This window comes from Streptomyces sp. WMMC940 (assembly GCF_027460265.1).
GTDB lineage: Bacteria > Actinomycetota > Actinomycetes > Streptomycetales > Streptomycetaceae > Streptomyces.
The window spans coordinates 4,841,011-4,861,369 of the sequence record NZ_JAPZBC010000001.1 but is presented as its reverse complement, the minus strand read 5'-3'; the positions used below and the strand labels follow the sequence as shown (position 1 = coordinate 4,861,369).

At 70.5% G+C, this 20,359-nt stretch carries 23 protein-coding genes and 1 pseudogene; 16 read left to right on the top strand and 8 right to left on the bottom strand.

From position 1 onward, the window contains the following. The first annotated feature begins 99 nt into the window (after positions 1 to 99). The 5 genes and pseudogenes from O7595_RS21460 to O7595_RS21440 all read left to right on the top strand — a co-directional run bounded on the left by O7595_RS21460 (position 100) and on the right by O7595_RS21440 (position 2,749). Positions 100 to 423, top strand: a complete 324-nt coding sequence (locus O7595_RS21460; protein WP_269730266.1) for a DUF6879 family protein — start codon at positions 100 to 102, stop codon at positions 421 to 423. After that, positions 420 to 1,263 (top strand): annotated as a pseudogene (locus tag O7595_RS21455) (helix-turn-helix domain-containing protein). The gene O7595_RS21460 and the pseudogene O7595_RS21455 overlap by 4 nt, the downstream one beginning before the upstream one ends. A gap of 77 nt (positions 1,264 to 1,340) precedes the next feature. Beyond that, entirely contained in the window at positions 1,341 to 1,535 is a 195-nt protein-coding gene (locus O7595_RS21450; protein WP_269730265.1) for a hypothetical protein, read from the top strand. 191 nt (positions 1,536 to 1,726) lie between these two features. Continuing rightward, entirely contained in the window at positions 1,727 to 2,008 is a 282-nt protein-coding gene (locus O7595_RS21445) for a hypothetical protein (protein ID WP_269732571.1), read from the top strand. Positions 2,009 to 2,614: 606 nt separating this feature from the next. Beyond that, positions 2,615 to 2,749: a hypothetical protein gene (locus tag O7595_RS21440; protein ID WP_269730264.1), complete on the top strand. Its 135-nt coding sequence runs from the start codon at positions 2,615 to 2,617 to the stop codon at positions 2,747 to 2,749. Between the two features lie 419 nt (positions 2,750 to 3,168). Here the strand turns inward: O7595_RS21440 and O7595_RS21435 are convergent, their stop codons facing one another. Continuing rightward, complete coding sequence (locus tag O7595_RS21435) at positions 3,169 to 4,266, bottom strand: LacI family DNA-binding transcriptional regulator (protein WP_269730263.1); 1,098 nt, start codon at positions 4,264 to 4,266, stop codon at positions 3,169 to 3,171. Positions 4,267 to 4,486: 220 nt separating this feature from the next. Between O7595_RS21435 and O7595_RS21430 the strand changes: the two genes are divergently transcribed. From O7595_RS21430 to O7595_RS21415, 4 genes are read left to right on the top strand one after another with little or no spacing between them, the layout of a single operon-like run. After that, the gene (locus O7595_RS21430; protein ID WP_269730262.1) at positions 4,487 to 5,800 is read left to right on the top strand and encodes an ABC transporter substrate-binding protein; all 1,314 of its coding nucleotides are present in this window, start codon (positions 4,487 to 4,489) and stop codon (positions 5,798 to 5,800) included. A gap of 17 nt (positions 5,801 to 5,817) precedes the next feature. Beyond that, complete coding sequence (locus O7595_RS21425; RefSeq protein ID WP_269730261.1) at positions 5,818 to 6,837, top strand: carbohydrate ABC transporter permease; 1,020 nt, start codon at positions 5,818 to 5,820, stop codon at positions 6,835 to 6,837. Between the two features lie 9 nt (positions 6,838 to 6,846). After that, positions 6,847 to 7,743: a carbohydrate ABC transporter permease gene (locus O7595_RS21420; protein ID WP_443071685.1), complete on the top strand. Its 897-nt coding sequence runs from the start codon at positions 6,847 to 6,849 to the stop codon at positions 7,741 to 7,743. A gap of 43 nt (positions 7,744 to 7,786) precedes the next feature. Beyond that, complete coding sequence (locus O7595_RS21415; protein WP_269730260.1) at positions 7,787 to 9,193, top strand: glycoside hydrolase family 1 protein; 1,407 nt, start codon at positions 7,787 to 7,789, stop codon at positions 9,191 to 9,193. 137 nt (positions 9,194 to 9,330) lie between these two features. On the opposite strand, the gene O7595_RS21410 is transcribed toward O7595_RS21415, so the two are convergent. The 3 genes from O7595_RS21410 to O7595_RS21400 all read right to left on the bottom strand — a co-directional run bounded on the left by O7595_RS21410 (position 9,331) and on the right by O7595_RS21400 (position 13,109). Beyond that, a complete protein-coding gene (locus O7595_RS21410) occupies positions 9,331 to 10,821 on the bottom strand; it encodes a glycoside hydrolase family 18 protein (protein ID WP_269730259.1) in 1,491 nt (496 codons plus the stop codon). A gap of 192 nt (positions 10,822 to 11,013) precedes the next feature. Further along, on the bottom strand, positions 11,014 to 12,423 hold the full coding sequence (locus O7595_RS21405; RefSeq protein ID WP_269730258.1) for a sensor histidine kinase: 1,410 nt from the start codon (positions 12,421 to 12,423) through the stop codon (positions 11,014 to 11,016). Continuing rightward, positions 12,420 to 13,109: a response regulator transcription factor gene (locus O7595_RS21400; protein ID WP_269730257.1), complete on the bottom strand. Its 690-nt coding sequence runs from the start codon at positions 13,107 to 13,109 to the stop codon at positions 12,420 to 12,422. The genes O7595_RS21405 and O7595_RS21400 overlap by 4 nt, the downstream gene beginning before the upstream one ends. A 68-nt stretch (positions 13,110 to 13,177) precedes the next feature. Between O7595_RS21400 and O7595_RS21395 the strand changes: the two genes are divergently transcribed. Beyond that, positions 13,178 to 13,732 carry a hypothetical protein gene (locus O7595_RS21395; protein ID WP_269732569.1) on the top strand — a complete coding sequence of 185 codons (555 nt, stop codon included), beginning with the start codon at positions 13,178 to 13,180 and terminating at the stop codon, positions 13,730 to 13,732. 87 nt (positions 13,733 to 13,819) lie between these two features. On the opposite strand, the gene O7595_RS21390 is transcribed toward O7595_RS21395, so the two are convergent. Continuing rightward, entirely contained in the window at positions 13,820 to 14,686 is an 867-nt protein-coding gene (locus tag O7595_RS21390; protein WP_269730256.1) for a spermidine synthase, read from the bottom strand. A gap of 433 nt (positions 14,687 to 15,119) precedes the next feature. Further along, a complete protein-coding gene (locus tag O7595_RS21385; RefSeq protein WP_269730255.1) occupies positions 15,120 to 15,572 on the bottom strand; it encodes a hypothetical protein in 453 nt (150 codons plus the stop codon). A gap of 361 nt (positions 15,573 to 15,933) precedes the next feature. Here O7595_RS21385 and O7595_RS21380 point away from each other — a divergent pair, with 361 nt between their 5' ends. From O7595_RS21380 to O7595_RS21360, 5 genes are all read left to right on the top strand, one after another. Then, positions 15,934 to 16,092: a hypothetical protein gene (locus O7595_RS21380; protein ID WP_269730254.1), complete on the top strand. Its 159-nt coding sequence runs from the start codon at positions 15,934 to 15,936 to the stop codon at positions 16,090 to 16,092. Between the two features lie 40 nt (positions 16,093 to 16,132). Beyond that, entirely contained in the window at positions 16,133 to 16,540 is a 408-nt protein-coding gene (locus O7595_RS21375) for a molybdopterin cofactor-binding domain-containing protein (protein WP_269730253.1), read from the top strand. A gap of 112 nt (positions 16,541 to 16,652) precedes the next feature. Then, positions 16,653 to 17,141 carry a hypothetical protein gene (locus tag O7595_RS21370; protein ID WP_269730252.1) on the top strand — a complete coding sequence of 163 codons (489 nt, stop codon included), beginning with the start codon at positions 16,653 to 16,655 and terminating at the stop codon, positions 17,139 to 17,141. 68 nt (positions 17,142 to 17,209) lie between these two features. Then, entirely contained in the window at positions 17,210 to 18,163 is a 954-nt protein-coding gene (locus O7595_RS21365; RefSeq protein WP_269730251.1) for a hypothetical protein, read from the top strand. Further along, on the top strand, positions 18,160 to 18,402 hold the full coding sequence (locus O7595_RS21360) for a hypothetical protein (RefSeq protein WP_269730250.1): 243 nt from the start codon (positions 18,160 to 18,162) through the stop codon (positions 18,400 to 18,402). Before O7595_RS21365 ends, O7595_RS21360 begins: the two co-directional genes overlap by 4 nt. Positions 18,403 to 18,470: 68 nt before the next feature. Here the strand turns inward: O7595_RS21360 and O7595_RS21355 are convergent, their stop codons facing one another. Further along, a complete protein-coding gene (locus O7595_RS21355; protein WP_269730249.1) occupies positions 18,471 to 18,668 on the bottom strand; it encodes a helix-turn-helix domain-containing protein in 198 nt (65 codons plus the stop codon). A gap of 332 nt (positions 18,669 to 19,000) precedes the next feature. Between O7595_RS21355 and O7595_RS21350 the strand changes: the two genes are divergently transcribed. Next, positions 19,001 to 19,600, top strand: coding sequence for an SMI1/KNR4 family protein (locus tag O7595_RS21350; protein ID WP_269730248.1), 600 nt, complete (start codon positions 19,001 to 19,003; stop codon positions 19,598 to 19,600). Between the two features lie 47 nt (positions 19,601 to 19,647). Here the strand turns inward: O7595_RS21350 and O7595_RS21345 are convergent, their stop codons facing one another. After that, positions 19,648 to 20,130, bottom strand: a complete 483-nt coding sequence (locus tag O7595_RS21345) for a hypothetical protein (protein WP_269732568.1) — start codon at positions 20,128 to 20,130, stop codon at positions 19,648 to 19,650. Between the last annotated feature and the right edge of the window lie 229 nt (positions 20,131 to 20,359).

The window sequence follows — 20,359 nt, the reverse complement described above, 5'->3', positions numbered from 1 at the left end:
ACATCGGCCTCACGGAGGCACAGGCCGGGTGGGTCGTGGCCGGCGTATCCGCGGTCCTCGGAGCGATCGCCGCGGCGCTCACCCGACCGATAGCTGTGCATGGTGCGGATCATCGACGAGCCGCCCACAGACGGGCAGCGGTTCCTCATGGCCACCGCGGCCGGCAACGTCGCCGCGGGCGAGGACATCCGTGTCCTGCCCCGAGCGGAAGCCGTACGCCTCGCCCTGCCGGACTTCGACTTCTGGCTGTTCGACTCCCGGACCTTGGTCCGCATGCACATCGACGACACGGACACCACGGTCGGCGTCGAGCTCGTCGAGGACCAGGCCCAGGTGCTCGCCGCCTGCCGAGCCCGAGACGCCGCCTGGCCCCTGGCAGTCCCTACTGCTGAGGTCTGGGCACAGGTACGTTCGTCTGTGTGACCACGGACTACCAGACCGCACGGGTCGCCCTCGGTGCGCGGCTGCGCGAGCTGCGCGCCGAGACCGGCCTCAACGGAAAGGACTTCGCCGAACGGCTCGGCTGGCAGCCCTCGAAGGTGTCCCGCCTGGAGCACGGGAAGCAGACAGCGACGGAGGCCGACCTCGAGGCCTGGGCCGCGGCTGCGGGCGCGCCCGAACACGCCGCCGATTTGAAGGGCCGCCTTCGGAGGCTCGAGTCCCAGCAGCGTTCGTGGCGCCGCCAACTCGCCACCGGACACCGGCCGGTCCAGGACCGCTGCGTCGTGGAGTACCGGCAGACGGCGACCGCCCGCGGCGAGGCCACCGTCATCCCGGGCTTGTTCCAGACGCCCGACTACGCCCGGCACGTGCTGCTGCAGAACGCCGTCCTGATGGGCTCCCCCCGTGACACCGACGAGGCCGTTGCCGGGCGCATGCGCCGCCAAGAGGTTCTGTACGAGGCGGGCAAGATGTTCCGCGTGCTCGTGTGGGAGGGCGGGCGCCCTCCACGCGCTGATCTGCCCCCACGATGTCATGGTCGGCCAACTGGATCGGCTCGTCGGGCTGATCGGCATGAGCACCGTGGAGCTTGGGATCGTCCCGCTCGGTGCCCGGATGGCGTTGACCCCGCAGCACGGGTTTTGGATCTTCGACGAGGAGCGCGTCATCGTCGAGACCATCAACACGGAGCTCCAGTACGACTCGGCTGACGATCTCTCCCTGTACGGCCGGGTGTGGGACCGCCTCAGTGAAGGCGCGGAGTACGGGGCACGAGCGCACCGCCTGATTGCCCGGGCCCGCGCACGCCTATCGCCCGCGTGAGCAACTGCTGACAAGCCGCTGAGCGGCCCGCGCAATCGCCACGACCCAGCAGGGCCTCGATTTCTACGGTCCTGGTCATGGAGACGGGAATCCAGCCGGCCGCGGGCGAACACGCGGGTACGCACGACTACTGCCACTGGCACAAAGGGCCCTCCGGATCGGCTCGCCTTGTCGACGTCGTCGAGCGCCAGTCCGGCCCGCCAGTACCGCTGTACGCCTGCGCGCCGTGCCGCGACCAGCGTCGGCTCCCGACCCGACTGGAAGCGTCGTGAAGACGGCGCCGTACAACACGCCGGAACGCACGGTGATCCCTTGCTACTGCTGGGTCCGAAAGCCCGGTACCTGGGACCGGTGCACCGAGGATCCGGGCCACGACGGCGAGCACCGCGACTGGGCATCCCAGCAGTCATGGCCCAATCGCGGGCCGGAGCACGTGACCATTGCATTACAGGCTCCCGAGGGCATGCCGAGACAGCCCGTGTGCCAGGCGTGCTGGCAGGAGCTGGCCACGACCAAGAGTCTCGCGACGAGCCTCGCTCGCTGCGGGGCCTGTGCTGATGCGAACTGCCCAGCGCGTGTGGACCTCTTCCCCCCTCTGGGGATCTACCGCCTGACGTGGTCGACGATACGTCGGGGCGAGGCGAGGCACCGCGGGCCCGGGTCGCCGCAGACGCCGCCGAACCCTGGACCGCCGTTGCCGCCGGGTGGGCCTGCTCCGTCACCACCGGGTACACCGCCGGTGTGATCCCGATGGACCGCCCGGCCGGCCTTCCCCCGTCCTTTGCGCATGCTGGCAGGGCCTCTCCTACAGCCCCCGTGCGACGGATGGACCCTCCTGGCGGCCTCTTCGTGGTGCTCCGGCCGGATCCATCCCGGCGGTGTGGTGAACCCCAGATCTTCGGGCCACCGCCGAGCGCATCGTGCACCACGATCGCGGTCTCTTCCGACGGCCACCCGGGCCGGGCACCCTCCCACCTCCGCCACGTCCGCGGGGACACGGTGAAGTGCCGGTCGTCGAGCGGCTGCTGCCCGTGCTCGGTCAGCCCGGCGGCGGCCTGCTCGACCGTTCGCCAACCGCGACGGAGCCGTGCGGCTCTCAAGGCGTCGTTGCGGCCCATGCCGCCAGTCTGAGGTGTCATCGCCCGCGCCCCCGGCCGTGGCCGTCGCGTGGCCCTACGTGGCCGTGCGATGGCCTGGTTGTCCCTCGCCGTGCAAATCCATCATCCACGTGCGACTACCGGGCGTACGCCGGCAACGTGCGCCAGCTGGCGCCCGCGATTCAGACCCTCATCAACGCACAGCCGGTGGGCGACGTCCCGGCCGGGGTCGCCCAGGTCGGCATCGATGAGGCATGGCGTCGGTTGTACACCCCCGGGGATTCGGCTCCGACGCCGCGTACCGGCACGCCCGGAAGCTCGCGATCTCCGTGCGGTCCCTGTGCGACCACTACGAGAACCTTCGGCGCCCCTCGACGACGACGTCCTGACGGCGGCGCCCCATGAGCCCCCTTCTGCCGCCGGCGAACGCGGCCGGCAGCAGAAGAGCCGCCCGCCCCCTGTCCCCCGTCCTGGACAGATCGAGTGCAGGGGCGGGCACCCCCATCCGCACGAATAGCCAGAGAAGGCACGCCTGTGGGAACCATCAGGGCGGTCGATCCGGCACGCTGCGGTGCTGCTGTATCCCACTGCACGAGCCGGGAATATGCCTCCCGCTCCCCGGACGGTTTCCTGGGACCCTGCGGAGTCCGGTCCGCTCGGGTCGCGAAGTCCATCGCACCCCTTGAACTGGGGTGTTGCAACGACTCCCGGAACCCAAGGAGCGTGGATCGGCCCTTCGTCATGCGCCGGCTTGTGACGCGCGGTCCTCGGCCCGGGCCGAGGGGAGTCCGGGCCGTCGGATCCGCCGTCAGGACGAGTCCCTGACCACCAGCTCCGTCGGCAGGATGATCCTCGGCCGGTCCGGGCCGCTGCGGTCGGCGATCTCGCGGAGGAGGAGGCCGGCCATGGTGCGGCCCATCTCCTCGATCGGCTGGCGGACGCTGGTGAGGGCCGGGTCCATGTGGCGGGCTACCGCGGAGTCGTCGAAGCCGACCAGGGCCACGTCGTCGGGGATGCTCCGACCCGCCTCGCGCAGCACCTGGCGGGCGCCGGCGGCCATGACGTCGGAGGCGGCGAAGACCGCGTCCAGCGAAGGGCGCCGGTCGAGCAGCGCGCGCATGGCCAGCCGCCCTCCCTCCTCGGTGAAGTCGGCCGGCGCCACCAGCCGCTCGTCGGCCGTGGCACCCGACTCCGCGAGGGCGGCCCGGTATCCGTCGAGACGGCACTGGGCACCGTAGACGTCGAGCCGCCCCGTGATCGTCGCGATGTTCCGGCGCCCGCGGGACAGCAGATGGGCGACGGCCGCGCGGGCGCCCCCGGTGTTGTCGGAGTCGACCGCGGCGAGGGGGTCGCAGGCCGAGCGGCGGCCACTGATGACGGCCGGGATCCCCAGTTGTTCCAGCAGATCGGGCAGCGGGTCGTCGGCGTGCACCGACACCAGCAGCACACCGTCCACCCGGCCGGCCGCGAGGTAGTCGGCCAGTCTCCGGCGTTCGCGGTCCGAACCCGCGAAGGTGAGGAGCAGTTGCATGTCGGTGTCGGCGAGAGCCGCGCCGACACCGCGCACGATGTCGGAGAAGTACGGCTCCGCGAAGAACCGGGCCTCGGGCTCGGGGACGACGAGCGCGATGGCGTCGTTGCGGTTGGCGGCGAGTGAGCGGGCGGCGCGGTTGGGAACGTAACCGAGTTCGGCGACGGCCGCCTCGACGGCGGCGCGGGTCGCCTCGCTCACCCGGGGCGACCCGTTGATCACCCGGGAGACGGTGCCGCGGCCGACGCCGGCCCGTGCGGCGACCTCCTCGAGCGTCGGTCTGCCCCCGCTGCGGCCCGAAGCCCTCGCCCCTCCGTGGGACGCGGCGCGCGCAGCGCCCCCCACGGGGAAATCGGCATTCCGGCGATCCACCATGATCCGCCTCCCGTCCTCCTGCCCCGGAACATTACGCGCCGGGAGCCTTGACACCCCCGCGGGGAGCCGCGACCCTTCAAGCCATCACCTATGGGAGCGCTCCCACACTACCTGTCCCATTCAGAACCCGCACGTTCCCCGCCCGAGCCGCAGCTTCAACCGATGGGCACACCGTGAGAGTTGGCCGGGGGTCGGCACGTCAGGGCACTAGGAGGACGCAATGCGCAGGACCGTAATCCTGGCGGTCGTCGCGGCGCTCGGCGCCGGGCTGCTGGCCGGCTGTGCCGAGGACGGCGAGGAACCCGGCGGCAGCTCCGCGAACGGCGGGGGCGGCGGCAAGGGCAAGACCACGATCACCGTAGGGGTCTTCGGGGCCTTCGGCCTCAAGGAGGCCGGGCTCTACGACGAATACATGAAGCTCCACAAGGACATCGAGATCAAGCAGACCTCGATCGAGCGGAACGAGAACTACTACCCGCAACTGCTCACCCATCTGGGGAGCGGCAGCGGGCTGGCCGACATCCAGGCCGTCGAGGTCAACAACATCGCCGAGATCACGGCCACCCAGGCGGACAAACTCGTCGACCTCGGCAAGACCGAAGGCGTCAGCAAGGACGCCTTCCTGCCGTGGAAGTGGGCACAGGGCACGTCCAAGGACGGGAAGACCGTCGGACTCGGCACGGACATCGGCCCCCAGGGCATCTGCTACCGCAAGGACCTCTTCGCCAAGGCCGGTCTCCCGACGGACCGCGAGGCCGTCGGCAAGCTCTGGGCCGGCGACTGGAACAAGTACCTGGCCGCCGGCAAGCAGTTCAAGGCCAAGGCTCCCGAGGGCACCGCCTTCGTGGACTCCGCCTCCGGGGTCATGGCCGCGATCACCGGCAGCAGCGCCGAACGGTTCTACGACGCCAACGGCGAGGTCGTGTACAAGACAAACCCGGCCGTGAAGGAGGCCTGGGACATCGCCGCCGCCTTCGCCACCGAGGGACTGACGGGCAGGCTCCAGCAGTTCACGCCCGCCTGGGACCAGGGCTACGCCAACGGCGCGTTCGCCACGGTCTCCTGCCCGGCGTGGATGCTCGGCTACATCCAGGACAAGGGCGGCGCGGCCGGAAAGGACAAGTGGGACGTCGCGTCCGCGCCGAAGCCCAGCAACTGGGGCGGCTCGTTCCTGATCGTCCCCGAGGCGGGCACGAACAAGACCGAGGCGGCGAAGCTCGCGGCCTGGCTGACCGCACCCGAGCAGCAGGCGAAGCTCTTCGAGAAGCGCGGCAGCTTCCCGAGCGCCAAGGCCGCGTACTCGCTGCCCGTCGTGTCCGGCGCCGAGCACGACTACTTCGGGGGCGCGCCGATCGGCGAGATCTTCTCCCGGGCCGCCGAAGGCATCCCGGTCACGATCATCGGCCCGAAGGACCTGGTGATCGCCCAGAACCTGGCCGACGTCGGCATGCTCCAGGTCGACCAGAAGGGCCGGTCGTCCAAGGAAGGCTGGGACGCCGCCGTGAAGGCCATCGACAACGCGCTCGACCAGTGACCGGACCGGTGACTCCCGTGACCGGCACGGCCGGTGACCCGGCTGCCACCGCGCCCTCCCGGGAGGAGGGCGCGGCCCCGGCGCGGCGGCCCCCCGACCGTGAGACCGCCGCGGCCGGGCGGCGCCGGGAGCGGCGCAGCCGCTGGTACCGGCGGGATGTGCGGTGGAGCCCGTACGCGTTCGTCGCCCCCTTCTTCCTGTTCTTCGCGGCCTTCGGGCTCTTTCCCCTGCTCTACACCGGCTGGGCGTCGCTGCACCGGGTGGAGCTGACGGCCCCGACGGACATGGAGTGGGTGGGCCTGCGGAACTTCGCGCGGCTGCTCGAGGACGAGTTCTTCTGGAACGCGCTGAAGAACACGTTCACCATCGGGATCATCTCCACGGTTCCGCAACTGCTGATCGCCCTGGTCATCGCGCATCTGCTCAACTACAGGCTGCGCGGCTCGATGTTCTTCCGGGTCGCGGCGCTCACCCCGTACGCCACGTCCGTCGCGGCGGCCACGCTCGTCTTCGTCCTGATGTTCGGCCGGGACTACGGGATGATCAACTGGGCGCTGGGGCTGGCCGGGATCGACCCGGTCGACTGGCAGAACGGCGAGTGGACCTCGCAGATCGCGGTCTCCACGATCGTCATCTGGCGCTGGACCGGCTACAACGCGCTCATCTACCTGGCGGCGATGCAGGCGATCCCGAACGACCTGTACGAGTCCGCGGCGCTCGACGGGGCCTCCCGCCGGCAGCAGTTCGTCCATGTGACCGTCCCGTCGCTGCGGCCGACGATCCTCTTCACGTGTGTCGTGTCGACGATCGGCGCGACCCAGCTCTTCGGCGAGCCGCTGCTGTTCAACGGCGGCGCCGGGGCCACGGGCGGCTCCGACCACCAGTTCCAGACGCTCGGGCTCTATCTGTACGAGCAGGGCTGGGTGAACCTCCATCTCGGCCGGGCGTCGGCGATCGCCTGGACGATGTTCCTGATCCTGCTGCTGATCGGCGCGGTGAACTGGCTGCTCGTCCGCCGGCTCCGCGAGAGCGCCTAGGGGGATGACGTGCTGACGACCACTCATGAGCGGGCCGCCACCGGGCCCGCCACCACCCCCGGGCGCCCGCGGGCCCGCGCCGGCAGGCACCTGCACGGCGGGCGCATCACCCATGCCGTACTGATCGTGTTCACCCTGGGCTCGCTCTTCCCCCTGGTGTGGACGGCGATCGCGGCTTCCCGCAACAACACCCGGCTCGCGCAGACGCCCCCGCCCTTCTGGTTCGGCGGCAACCTGTTCAGGAACCTCGAAATCGCCTGGACCGACGCCAACATGGGCACGGCGCTGCTCAACACCACGGTCGTGGCGGGGTCCGTCGCGGCGGGCACCGTGGTCTTCTCGACCCTCGCCGGCTTCGCCTTCGCCAAACTCCGCTTCCGGTTCAAGAACGCCCTGATGCTGCTGGTGATCGGCACGATGATGGTCCCGCCGCAGCTCGGCGTCGTCCCGCTGTACATGCTGATCGCGGAGCTGTCCTGGACCGACCGGCTGCAGTCCGTCATCCTCCCCACGCTCGTCAGCGCCTTCGGCGTGTTCTTCATGCGGCAGTACCTGAGCGAGGCGCTGCCGACGGAGCTGATCGAGGCGGCCCGGGTGGACGGGGCGAGCAGCTGGCGCGTGGTGTGGCACGTGGTCTTCCCGGCCGCCCGGCCCGCGATGGCGGTCCTCGGCATGCTCACCTTCGTGATGGCGTGGAACGACTTCTTCTGGCCGATCATCGCGCTGACGCAGAACGGCAGCCCGACGGTCCAGGTGGCGCTCACCGGGCTGGGGCGCGGCTACATCCCGGACCAGTCTGTGATCATGGCCGGCGCACTGCTGGGCACGCTGCCGCTGCTGCTCGCCTTCGTGCTCTTCGGCAGGCAGATCGTCGGCGGCATCATGCAGGGCGCGGTCAAGGGCTGACACCGTCCACTTCCTTCCTCCTCCACACTTCGGGAGCTCCTCCATGTCCGTCAGCTTTCCGCCCGGCTTCCTGTGGGGCACCGCCACCGCCGCCTACCAGATCGAGGGCGCCGCGCGGGAGGGCGGCCGTACGCCGTCGATCTGGGACACCTTCAGCCATACGCCCGGCAAGGTGGAGAACGGGGACACCGGCGACGTGGCCGTGGACCACTTCCACCGCCGCGCGGACGACGTCCGGCTCATGTCCGGGATGGGCGTCAACGCCTACCGCTTCTCGGTCTCCTGGCCGCGGGTCCAGCCCACGGGCCGCGGCCCGGCCGTCCAGCGCGGTCTCGACTTCTACCGGGCGCTCGTCGACGATCTGCTGGACCACGGGATCACGCCCGTGCTGACGCTCTACCACTGGGACCTGCCGCAGGAGCTGGAGACGGCCGGCGGCTGGCCCGAACGGGACACGGCGCACCGCTTCGCCGACTACGCCCGTATCGTCGCCGACGCGCTGGGCGACCGGGTGGAGCGCTGGACCACGCTCAACGAGCCCTGGTGCAGCGCCTTCCTGGGATACGCCTCGGGGGTGCACGCGCCGGGTCGCACGGATCCCGTGGCCTCGCTCCGTGCCGCGCACCATCTGAACCTGGGCCACGGGCTGGCAGCCCAGGCGCTGCGCACGGCTCTGCCCGCCCGCGGCCAGGTGTCCGTGAGCATCAACCCGAGCGCGGTCAGGGCCAGGAGCGACACGGAGGCCGATCTGGACGCGCGGCGCAGGATCGACGCGCTGGCCAACCGTGTCTTCACCGACCCGTTGCTGCACGGCGCGTACCCCGCGGACCTCCTCGTGGACACGGAACGCCTCACGGACTGGTCCTTCGTCCACGGTGACGACCTGGCCGTCATCCGGCACCCCCTCGACTCACTGGGCATCAACTACTACTCACCGTCCGTTGTATCCGGTGCCACTGACAGTGACGTCCCGCCGGAGCGGAACGACGGCCACGGCGGCGGCGCGCACTCCCCCTGGCCGGGCGCCGACGCGGTCTGCTTCCACCGGGCGCCGGGCGACGTCACGGACATGGGCTGGCCGGTGGACCCGACGGGCCTCCACGAACTGCTGATGCGCTACTCCCGGGAAGCCCCGGGGCTGCCGCTCGTCGTCACCGAGAACGGCGCCGCGTACCCCGACAAGCCGGGCGCCGACGGAACCGTCCACGATCCCGAGCGGATCCGCTACCTCCACGGCCATCTCTCCGCCGTGCACCGCGCGATGGCGGACGGCGCGGACGTCCGGGGCTACTTCCTGTGGTCCCTGCTGGACAACTTCGAGTGGGCGTACGGCTACGGGAAGCGCTTCGGCGCGGTGTACGTCGACTACGACACCCAGGCCCGCATCCCGAAGTCCAGCGCCCACTGGTACGGCGAGCTGGCACGGACGGGGGTGCTCCCCGACTGCTGACCCGCTGCGGCGGACGCGCGCCCCGGCCGGGTGGGGGGTCACCGGCCGGGGCGCGCCGCATGGGGGTGTGGTGGCCGCCGGCCACCGGTGGTGCGGGAGGGGGCTCCACCGGCGGCCGGCGGCCACGGGGCGGGCGGCTACTCGTAGGCGGCGAACGCCTTCGTGAACGCCAGCGGCTCCTGGAGGATCGAACTGCAGGTCGCGTCGGCGGAGTTCTTCACCCCGCCCGGGCACTGCCTGTCGCGGGTCGAGGACCACATGGCCAGCCACCCGATCCCCTTCGACCGCGCGAAGCCGACCAGCTGCGTCGCGTCGTCGACCGTGAAGATCTCGGTGGTGACGTCGTTGACCCCGATCATCGGGGTGACCGCGACGGTCTTCCACGCGGCGGCGTCGGAGAGACCGAGGACGCCCTTGATCTGCGCCTGGGTGGCGGTGGCCGCCTGGATCGCGTAGGTGCCCATGTCGCCGCTGTAGGCGGGCCCGTAGTCCATCGCCATGATGTTGACCGCGTCGATCCGCACGCCGTTCCTCCTGGCGTCGGCGAGCAGGTCGACCCCGGGCTGGGTGAGCCCCTCGGGCATGACGGGGAGGGTGAAGGAGACGTCCAGCCCCGGGTGCTTCTTCTGGAGCTGGGCGATGGCCTGCGACCGGCGGGTGTTGGCGGCCGCGTCGGGCAGCGCGGCACCCTCGATGTCGAAGTCGACCTTGGTGAGACCGTACCGGTCCACGACCTTGCCGTACGCCGCCGCGAGGTCGCCGGGGGACGTGCAGTTGAGGGCGAGCTCACGGCCGGCCGCGCCGCCGAAGGAGACCCGGACGTCGCCGCCCTCGGCGCGCAGCGCGGTGATCTGGGCCGCGACCCTGTCGTTCGCGAGGTCGGTGACGCCGCCCCACAGCGGGGTGCAGCCGCCACCGGCGGTCACGAAGGCGAGCGTGAAGTCCTTCACCCCGGTCCTGGCCGCCGTGTCGAGCATGTCGTACGCCGGGAACAGGGACGTGTCGATGTAGGGGGCGAACCTCCCTCCGCTGCCGCCGGTCGGGGGCGTGGCGGTGACCGTGGCCGTCGGTGTGACGGTGGGCGACTGCGGGGCCGTCGCGGTGGGGGCCGGAGGCTCCGTCGTGCCGGTCGCCGTGGGGGACGGCGTGGGTTGCCCGGTCGGCCGCCCGCCGGGCGTGGGCGGGACGCCCGCGTCGGGCGAACAGGCCACTTCGTCGATGAGGCAGCCGGACGGGTCGCCCGCCTCGCCGCTCGCGGAGGTGACGAAGCCGACGGTGACGGACGCGCCCGGCGCGAGCCGCTTGTTCCAGCTCGCCGGCTTCACGGTGACGTGCCGTCCGCTGACGGTGTGGTCGCCGTTCCAGAGGGAGCCGATGCGCGTGCCGGCGGGAAGGTCGAACTCGAGCGTCCAGCCGGACCGGGCCTCGCCGGTGTCGTTGGTGATGACGTACTGCCCGGTGTAGCCGCCGGCCCAGGAGCTGGTCCTGGTGTACGTGGCGCCCACCGCGGCCGCCTGCGCCGTCCCGGAGAACGCGAACGCCGCACCGCCGACGAGCGCGGCGGCCACGACCGCACCGATCGTCCTCGTTCTGCCGCTCGCCCTGTGCCGGTGCGTGCTGGTGCCCATCGCGTGTGCCTGCCTCTGCGTGACGGAAGTGGGGGTGCGGCAGCACGCTAGCGGTCCCGGAACGGACAAAGCTCCCCATCCGGACGGCCGTTGTGGTTCTTAGGGTGCGCTTAAGGACGGCATCGGAGGCGGTTAATCCCTCGCAGTGCCCACGCCCTGCGCAGGGGGTCCGCGCTCCCTTCCCCTCCGGTGTCAGACCTCCGCGCCCCTGCGGCTCCCGGACCCGCCCCTCCTGCGCCGCTTGGTGCGGTGGCCGAGCCGGCCCTGCGGACGCTGCGAGGCCCCGGCGAGCCCGATCCAGATGCGGACCTCCGTACCGCCCAGCACCGAGTGCCCGATGCGCACATCGCCGCCGGTCGACTCGGCGACCCTCCGCACGATGTCCAGGCCGAGCCCCGTGGAGCCGTCCCTGGCCCCGCTGTTGCCGCGGCTCAGGGCCGCCTCCGGGTCGGCTATTCCCGGGCCGGCGTCCGAGACGAGCACGATCACGGCGTCCTCGCCGTTGTGCACGTCCACCGAGAAGGCCGTGCCCTCCGGCGTGTGACGGAAGACGTTGCCGAGCAGCGCGTCCAGGGCGGCGGCGAGTTCGGGCCTGGCCACGGGGATGCGCACCGGCCGGTCCACGCCGGCGAGGCGGACCTTGCGTCCCTCGTCCTCTGCGAGCGCCGACCAGAACTCCATGCGCTCCCGCACGACTTCGGAGACGTCGCAGCCCGCGCCCGGCCCGGTCGCCTGGGTCTGCGGCTTGGCCTCGCGCGCCGTACGGATGATCGTGTCGACCTCGCGTTCCAACTGCTCGACCGCGGCCCGGGTCTGGTCGGCCGCCGTGCTCGTGCCCAGTGACGCCGCGTTGAGCCGGAGCACGGTCAGCGGGGTGCGCAGCCGGTGCGACAGATCGGCGGCCAACTCGCGTTCATTGGCGAGCAGCTGGACGACCTGGTCGGCCATGGAGTTGAACGCGACTGCGGCGGAGCGTAGTTCGGTGGGCCCTTCTTCCGGTACCCGTGCTCCCAGACGCCCTTCGCCGAGGTCGTGCGCGGCGCCCGCGAGCCGCTGGGCGGGGCGCACCATCCGTACACCCAGCCGGTCGGCGACGGCGACGGAGCCGACGACCAGCGCCGCACCGACGCCCGCGAGCACCAGCCAGGCCGTGGTCACACCCTTGCCGACCTCGTCCTCCGGTACGTACACCTCGACGATCGCGATCTTCCCCGAGCTGAGCGCGGTGGGCTGGAGCAGCGCGGAGCCGTCCGTGACCTCCGTGATGGACGCGCGGCCGATGCGCTGCGTGGTGGCGAGGTCCTTGACCGCGGCCCGCCGGGTGCCGATCTCCAACTCCTGGCCACCGGTCTCGTCCGAGGCGGGCACGTGCACGGCCATCCGCCCCGCCGCACCGGCCTGCGTGGAGGCGACGGCGCGCTCCAGCTGGCGCCGGTCGGTGGTGATGGACAGCGTCGGTCCGATCGCGGCGGCCTGCCGCTCGGCGTTGGAGAACGCCCGGTCCCTGGCCATCTCCTCGATGACGAGCCCGAGCGGTACGGCGAAGGCCAGCACGACCATGGTGGTGACCGCCAGGGAGACCCTGACCAGGGCCCATCTCATCTCGGCGGCTCCAGTTTCACCCCGACACCGCGGAGGGTGTGCAGATAGCGGGGGCGCGCGGCGGTCTCACCCAGCTTCCGCCGCAGCCAGGACAGATGCACGTCGATGGTCTGGTCGTCCCCGTAGGACTGTTGCCACACCTCGGCGAGGAGCTCCTTACGGGGTACGACGACACCCGGACGCCCGGCGAGGAAGGCGAGCAGATCGAACTCGCGCCGGGTCAGATCGAGTCGGTCGCCGTCCAGTTCCGCCTGGCGGCGGAGCGGGTCGATGCACAGCCCGCCGACCCGGATGACCCTGCTGGGCGGGGCCTCGTCCGCGGCGGTGCGCGACCGGCGCAGCACGGCCGACATCCGCGCCGACAGGTGTTCCACCGAGAACGGCTTGGTGAGGTAGTCGTCCGCGCCGTCGTTGAGGAGCCGCACGATCTCCGTCTCGTCGTCCCGCGCGGTCGCGATGATCACGGGTACGTCGGTGATTCCGCGCAGCATCTTCAGCGCCTCGGCCCCGTCGAGATCAGGGAGTCCGAGGTCGAGAATCACCACGTCGAAGCGGAAATGGGCCACTTCGCGCAGCGCCTCCAGGGCGGTCCCGACGCTCCTGACGGTGTGGGAGGCCTCGGTCAAGTGCCTGATGAGGGCGGATCGCACGAACTGGTCGTCCTCGACCACGAGCACACTTGCCATGGGCGGCACCGTACGCCATCCGGAGTAACGGAGTCCCCGTGGGACAGGGACTGCGGGCGTGGTGCAGTATGGCCCGGATGCGGAGAGGACTCGTACACGCCGTGGCGTGGTCGCTCGCCACGGGCGCGGCGGTCACGCTCTCGTGGTGGGGTGTGCACACCGTGATGGCGGGCACGGCGTACGACCGGCCGCGGGCCCTGCCCATCACGGCGGACGCCCGCACGCCGCAGCCTTCCCCGACCCGTTCGTCCCCGACGCGGGACCCCGGCACTCCGGCTCCGGCTCCGTCGTCGGGCGACGAGCCGGGGAGAGGCGGCGGTTCTCCGGCGGCGACTCCGCCTGCCGAGAAGCCGCAGGCGCCGCCCGGCACGGGCAAGAGCCCCTGGTCGCCACCGCCTTCGGGCAATGTGAAGAGCTACACGGTCGAGGGCGGTCGGGTCGCGTTCGACATCGGGCCCAGCTCGGCCGAGCTGGTCTCGGCGACCCCGTCGGGCAGTTGGACGATGCAGATCTGGAAGCAGCCGACCTATATCCGGGTGACGTTCTCGCTGAACGGCCGGGAGATCGACGTCTTCTGCACCTGGCACGACACGGCGCCGCGCGTGGAGATCGAGGAACGCTGAGGACCACTGGAGAACCCTGAGGTTCTGCGCCCCCGGAGCCCCGGGCCCCCGGCACGGCAGGGGTGCCTCGGCGACGGCGGCCGGCCCTCAGCGGAAGACCGAGGAAGGCGGCGCCGGAGAGGGTCTGGCCGCCGCGTCGGTCACGGCGACCGCGCCGCCGGTGAAGTCCTTGAGCGCCTTGCCGTGTTCGAGCCGTCCGGCGTGCGGGTCGCTCGCCACCCTGCGGGTCAGTTCGGCGACGGGCAGCGGCCGGTCCGAGCCCACCAGCACGGCGTTGCCGAAGCGCCGACCGCGCAGCACGGTCGGGTCGGCGGCGAGGGCGAGTTCGGGGAAGACGGTCGCCGCGGTGGCGATCTGCCCACGCAGATGGGCGAGCGGCGGGCCGTCCGCGAGGTTGGCGGCGTAGGTCCCGCCGGGCTTCAGGACCCGCCGCACCTCCGCGAGGAATTCGGTGCTGGTCAGGTGCGCCGGGGTGCGCGCACCGCTGAAGACGTCGGCGATGACGAGGTCGGCCCAGCCGTCGCGGAGCTTGCCGAGTCCGGCGCGGGCGTCGACGGAGCGGACCCGTATCCGGGCGCCCGGGTCGAGCGGGAGCCGGTCGCGGACGAGGCGGACGAGGCGTTCGTCCACCTCGACGATCTGCTGGGTGGAGCGCGGACGGGTCGCCGCGAGGTACCGCGCGAGGGTGAAGGCGCCACCGCCGAGGTGGACGGCGTGCAGCGACCGGCCGGCGGGCGCGGCGAGATCGATGACGTGCCCGAGACGGCGCTGGTACTCGAAGGTCAGCAGCGCGGGATCGTCCAGATCGACGTGGGACTGGGGCGCTCCGTCGATCAGCAGCGTCCAGCCGTGGGGCCGGTCGCGGTCGGGTACCAGTTCGGCGAGCCCTCCGTCCACGGACTCGACGACCCCTTCCGCCACCTCCGACCGACCGCGCTGTCTGTTTCTCGCCACCCGGCCATTATCGGCGGGCGCCGGTGCGACCGCGTACGCCGGTCACGGACGGCGCCCCGACGGCCCCCCGCCCGGGGCCGGCCGGAGAGCGCGGTCCGGGGTGCCGGAGGCGGCGGCGAGAGGGATGACGAACGCCGTCCTGGCACCGATCGGGCGCGTGCGGCGTCCCCGGGCGCACCGCCCGCGGCCTCCCGACGCCCGGGGCACGCCCGGCTGCCCCACGCACCCCACCCGCGTCCCCGGCGCGTCATGCGGCCGAGAGGCGGTGGGCGGGATGGAGGCATGAGAGAACGCCTGTGGGCCAGAAAGGATCTCCCTCCCTGACCCACAGGAATTCGATGACCGCAATCGCGTCACAGCCGGGTTCGAGGATCAGAGCCTCACGTCGGCATCTGCCTCAGTCACCTGGCCGCGAAGCGGCACCGCTGAGGCATTACGCCTTACCCGAACAGTGGGCCGTGCTACCACCGGGGGTCCCGACCGACAGGTAAACGGTACGCCCTTCCGGAATATCGAAGTCCACGGTCTTCGAATTACCGGAGCCGAGGTCGAATTCCCAGGTCCTCTCGATACGAGAGCCGTTTGCCGTCGTCCACTGGAGCTTGTAGCCCATCATGGCCCTCGACCAGTTGCTGATGCTCAGCGTCTCACTGCTTGCCTTGAAGGACGCGCGAGCGCCCTTGGTGGCGTCGTTCGACCGCCAAATGGTGGCAAGAAGGTCGTGGGCGCCAGGGTCGTTGGTGGCGGCCGACTTGTCGCAGTCAACCTTCCAGTAAGCGCTGGGCGCTGCCTGTGCCGTCCCCGGTACGGCAAGGACGAGCGCTGCGACGGCTGTGGTCGTCAGTCCGACGACGCTCGTGAGTGTGCTCTTCTTGAAGATACGCATGGTTCTGTTTCCCCCAGACGGCGTGAATCGAGCAAGGAGTACGGACTCACATCCCCATTCGGACGGGCCAATTCCCCTTGCACACTTGAGGCTTTTGGCCGCTGTGCGGACACGACTCTTCCATGATCTACGACTGTCGGTCAACGATGATTTCCCGAAAGCAGGGAGGACGGCGGTCACGCCCCAACTACGGAAACTGCCGTAGATCCCCAACGGTCCGAGTGGTCTCGGTCGACACCGACCAGCCCGCGGCGGGCCCGGCGGCCCACGGCCGCCACACCTGGGTCTCGGGCGGCGCGGTCGAGCGGGCCGCCAAGATGGTCCGTACCCGGCTCCTCCACCCCTGGCCCACAAGTGAGGTATGTCCACGGAGCTTCTCCAGATCACCGACGGCAAGATCACCTCGCACGACGGCGTGCTCTCCACGACGGTCACCGAGGCGATGGACGGCAAGGAACTGTGGGCGACGGCCCAGGCCGCCCCGCCCCACGGAGCCACTGGACGAGGCGGGCCAGGGTGACGCTTTCGTGGGCCTGGCCTTCTGAGCGATCCGCGCGGTTGTGGACGTCGACATCGAAATCGGCTCCATCCGCGTGGTCGAGATGGCGGTGGCAGGACATGGGCCGCGTCCTGAATCCGGCCCAACTGGCCACCGCATCGAGGCGGGCATCCCCCAGGGCGTCGGCACGGCCCTGACGGAGAACTTCCGCACCACCCGAGGCCTGCTCCGCCACCCGGACCTCACCGGGTACGCCCTCCCCACATTCCTGGACGCCCCGGACATCCGCATCGTGAAACTGGTGGAGGAGCGGGATGTCGTCGCGCCCTTCGGGGCGAAGGCCGCGGGTGCGGTGCCGGTGGTGACGTCCCCGGCGGCGGTGGCCTCCGCGGTGCGCGCGGCCACGGGCAGGCCGGTCAACCGGCTGCCCATCCGGCCGCAGGCGGCGGTCGCTGTCACTGACTTGTGACGGATTGATATATCCAACTTCTGAGGATATGACGCGGGTTGCTGGATGCGACGTGCGGCAAGATCGGTCAATAATCGGATCTTGCACGTCACATCCTGTCGCCAGGAGGGTCATGTCTTTCGAAGAAGAGTGGGCCGGTCTCAAGGCGGCGGCCGCTGCCCGTATGCAGCTGAACGGTGCGCCGACGATGGACCCGCACCCTTCACCGTCCGACGGCGACCTCGTCATCTACGACGACGAGCTGGGCAAGATCGGCCACTCTGCCTATCTGCTGCACAACAACCTGAATGCCGACGGGAAACACGCCCAGACCACGAGCAAGGCCGCCGGTACGAGCCTGACGGCAGACGGTTTCGAGACCGGCAAGGCGCTGACCGATGCGGCCAAGGTGTGGGAGAAGCAGGTCGGGACGCTGCTCGACGCTTGCGCACACATCTCCAACCATCTTGATTTCACCAAGGCGTCGAAGAAGAAGGACGACGAGTGGGTCGCCGCTCAGGTCGGCGCGTCAAAGATCTCCAAGTACTACGACGTGCCCGAGGAGAGGCCCGCCGACTCCGGCGCACCTTCGGTGACGAAGCCGCAGGGCCCGATCATGTGATCCCCCACACTCCCCGGCCCCCCTTCCCCCCACCCGCGTACAGGTTCTAGTCGCTAGGCGAGGTACCCATGCTGGTGTTCCAGCAGCTTCTCAATCTGAAGACGAAGCCGCTCGACGAGGCGATCGACGACTGGGTCGCCATGCTCAAGAAGCTCAAGGAACTCGCCAAGGGCGCCGGGGATATGGGCACCTACGCACAGGGGACGGCCTGGAAGGGCAAGAACGCCAACGTCACCAAGCCGTTCGTGACGAGGACGGCGTACGAGTTCCAGGACGCGGTGACGCAAGCCGAGAGCATCCTCAATCTGCTCAAGGACGCCCACAGCACGTTCACCAAGGCCAAGGCCGACCTGAAGGCGATCTACGAGAACCCGCCCAAGGGCCTCACCATCGCCCCCGATGGCGCCGTCGGCTACCGGGAGGACTCCGACGCCGACGAAGGCGCGGCCGAGGCGCTCCTCAAACGGATGGAGGCCGTGCTCCAGCGCGCGGTGGACGCGGACGCGGCCTGTGCCTGGGGCCTGGCGAACCTCACCAAGGACAGCCGCGAATTCAACAGCCTGCACTACGGCTCACTGAAGGACGCGGCGGCGGGCGCGGCCAACGAAGCGCAAATGAGGCTGGACGAGTTGCAGCACCAGCCCGAGCCAAAGTGGGGCAGCGGCACCATCAAGCCGGTGGCCGAATTCCTCAGCTACCGCTCGTGGATGAACAGTGGCGAGTACTTCCTGCGCGGTGACATGGACAAGGGCTGGAAGTACTTCATGGGTGGTGCGCCCTCGGCATCTGCCGGCCTGGTCGCCGGCGGCCTGGAGAAGAACATCGGCGGCGGCGGGCTGCACCGTAAACCGTCCGCGGTGAACATACTGGGCAAGTTCGGCGGCAAGGTATTCGGCGCACCGGTAGCGGTCGTGGCCACCGTGGTCGACTTCTATTACACCCCGCCGGGATCAAACAAGGAGCCGGGCGACGAAAAGATTCTCGCCCCCGATGCACCGCCCCGGGTGGAGTACAACAAATGAAGCACGCGAGCAACAAACCCACCTCATACCGCGGACCTTTCTCCTCCAACTGGCTGAAACCCAGAGGGCATCGCACATTCCTCCTCGGAATCGGCGCCTCGGTGGTCGGCTTCGCGGGCGCCGTCAGAAGACTGCTCGAGGGATCCGGAATCCTGCCGGTCCTCGGATTCTTCGCGGCGGGTGTGCTCGGAGTGACGCTCACAGTCGCGTGGATCGTGACGTACGCGAAGGAACACTGAGCCCGGCGAAGGACTCTCCTCTCCTGCCCCGGTGGTCTGCGGCGGTTGGTCATCGACCACTTGGCGGCTCACGCCATGAAGGCGTGCGCCGATATGCGGAAGGCACCCATCACCGTCGGCCAGGCCAGATGCAGGTCGCGGGCGGCCTGGATGACCAAGCCGGCATCGCGCAGCCGGCGCCCGGCCGCCTGGCGCAGCCGGGCGGTGATCCGCGCCCCGGCCGGTATATCTGGGCGACGCTCTCGGTAGACGACTTCCTCGGGCACTTCGGCTCGCGGTACCACCAGCGGCGCTTGTGCCACAACAGCACCAGCCCGCGCTCCCCGTAGGGAAGATCCCGAGGACGGGTCCGGGCTGTGCCCTTCACCTACCAGGCGAAGGCCCCGCACTCCGGGCAGGCGCGAGCCGTTTCCTCCGCCGTGGCCAGATGCACCCGGCGGGTGCCGTCCTCAAGCCGCTCGACCCGTATGACGGACACCCCGTGAGGGTCCGTCGGTTTCGTCGGCGTACCGTTTCGGTGTCCGGGCTCGATTGCGGGCGCCGGGTGGCCCGGCGCCGGCCTGTTGCCCAGCGTCCATCCATACCATCGAGGTATCGCTTGACCGACTACCTGACTGCCACCATGGCGATGCTCGGACCGGCCCAGAACCGCTATGCAGAGCCGTCGGCATGGCACCGCCTCCACGCCGGTCTCGGCATACGGCTGCCACCCGACTACCAGGTGATCGTCGACGCATACGCCCCGATCCAACTCAACGGCCACCTGTACTTGTCCCACCCCGCGACCGAGCGCTGGAACCTGGTCCAGTGGATACGGGACACCATCCGGGCGTGGTCAGAGGTGCCCTGGGACGAACTCGACCTCGACGCGGACGAGGACCCCCGACAACTCCTCGGACTCGGGGAGTTGAGCTTCGGCACCCGCAACGGCCTATGGCCGATCGCGAGCACCGATCGAGGAGAGACGATCTTCCTTGACGCAGCCGCCGATGCCAACAGGCTCGTGGTCAACTACGACGAAACCTGGGCAGAGCACCGCATGAGCTTCACCGAATGGCTCTATCGCTACCTGATCGGTGAGGACATGACCGGCCCCAACAGCTCGGCTTTCAATCCAGGCCCGGTGAAACTGCAGCACCTCCCGATGTCTGCCGACGAACGTCCCGACCCTTGGTACGGCCCAGATCGCGGCATGTGAGGCGTCGGCACCCCCCGGCAGGGCACGGCCCCAACCGAGATGACCGCTCAGATGCTGTCCGCGGCCTCGATCATGCGGGCCGCCTCGCCCAGGGCCTCGCGCAGCATCACCGGATCGGTGAGCGGAGCCTGGTCGGTGCCGCCGGGCGGCAGCAGCCAGTTCGAGCCCGCCATCGAGGGCTCGGAGGCCGGGCCCACCGGGCAACCCGCCGAGGCGCCGGGGATCCGGATGCCCCGGCCCGAGGTCTCCGTGCACGCACTGCCCGGCATGTCCCAGCCGGCCGCCGTGCCTGGCGGCACCAGGAAGCCCAGGGTGTCGCAGCTGCCGTCATGGAGCACGGGCCCGACGACGGGGGCGCCGCCCCGGCGCAGGATGTCCACCGCCTCGAGACCCTGCCGGGCGGGCACCGTCACCAGGTCGCAGGGCTCGACGGCTCCGCCGGGTGCCGGTGCGGCCGGGCCCGGTGCCACGCTGCACTCCTGGGTGGGCAGGTGCTGGGCACTCGTCCGTGAGCCGCCGCTGGTCTCCACGCCAACCTCCAACAAGGGAACCCTCCTCGCCGAGCAGGGGCACGTACCGCGTCCCCGCATGGTTAAACGCCCGTCGGCGTCAAGGGCTACGGCGGCACGCCGCCGCAAAGGGTGGCAGTTCATGGCAGATCGTGGGTGAGATATCCCGTTTGTAGGCAAACGCTGCGTGGCCGACCCCTCACAGCCGGTACGTTCTTCCTCCGCCGGAGCCAGGCGTCCCACATCCGAA

Coding starts and splice junctions, on each gene's coding strand:
- O7595_RS21460 (WP_269730266.1), top strand. CDS start 100: ATGGTGCGGATCATCGACGAGCCGCCCACAGACGGGCAGCGGTTCCTC.
- O7595_RS21450 (WP_269730265.1), top strand. CDS start 1,341: ATGGAGACGGGAATCCAGCCGGCCGCGGGCGAACACGCGGGTACGCAC.
- O7595_RS21445 (WP_269732571.1), top strand. CDS start 1,727: ATGCCGAGACAGCCCGTGTGCCAGGCGTGCTGGCAGGAGCTGGCCACG.
- O7595_RS21440 (WP_269730264.1), top strand. CDS start 2,615: ATGGCGTCGGTTGTACACCCCCGGGGATTCGGCTCCGACGCCGCGTAC.
- O7595_RS21435 (WP_269730263.1), bottom strand. CDS start 4,266: ATGGTGGATCGCCGGAATGCCGATTTCCCCGTGGGGGGCGCTGCGCGC.
- O7595_RS21430 (WP_269730262.1), top strand. CDS start 4,487: ATGCGCAGGACCGTAATCCTGGCGGTCGTCGCGGCGCTCGGCGCCGGG.
- O7595_RS21415 (WP_269730260.1), top strand. CDS start 7,787: ATGTCCGTCAGCTTTCCGCCCGGCTTCCTGTGGGGCACCGCCACCGCC.
- O7595_RS21410 (WP_269730259.1), bottom strand. CDS start 10,821: ATGGGCACCAGCACGCACCGGCACAGGGCGAGCGGCAGAACGAGGACG.
- O7595_RS21405 (WP_269730258.1), bottom strand. CDS start 12,423: ATGAGATGGGCCCTGGTCAGGGTCTCCCTGGCGGTCACCACCATGGTC.
- O7595_RS21400 (WP_269730257.1), bottom strand. CDS start 13,109: ATGGCAAGTGTGCTCGTGGTCGAGGACGACCAGTTCGTGCGATCCGCC.
- O7595_RS21395 (WP_269732569.1), top strand. CDS start 13,178: ATGGCCCGGATGCGGAGAGGACTCGTACACGCCGTGGCGTGGTCGCTC.
- O7595_RS21385 (WP_269730255.1), bottom strand. CDS start 15,572: ATGCGTATCTTCAAGAAGAGCACACTCACGAGCGTCGTCGGACTGACG.
- O7595_RS21380 (WP_269730254.1), top strand. CDS start 15,934: ATGTCCACGGAGCTTCTCCAGATCACCGACGGCAAGATCACCTCGCAC.
- O7595_RS21370 (WP_269730252.1), top strand. CDS start 16,653: ATGTCTTTCGAAGAAGAGTGGGCCGGTCTCAAGGCGGCGGCCGCTGCC.
- O7595_RS21365 (WP_269730251.1), top strand. CDS start 17,210: ATGCTGGTGTTCCAGCAGCTTCTCAATCTGAAGACGAAGCCGCTCGAC.
- O7595_RS21360 (WP_269730250.1), top strand. CDS start 18,160: ATGAAGCACGCGAGCAACAAACCCACCTCATACCGCGGACCTTTCTCC.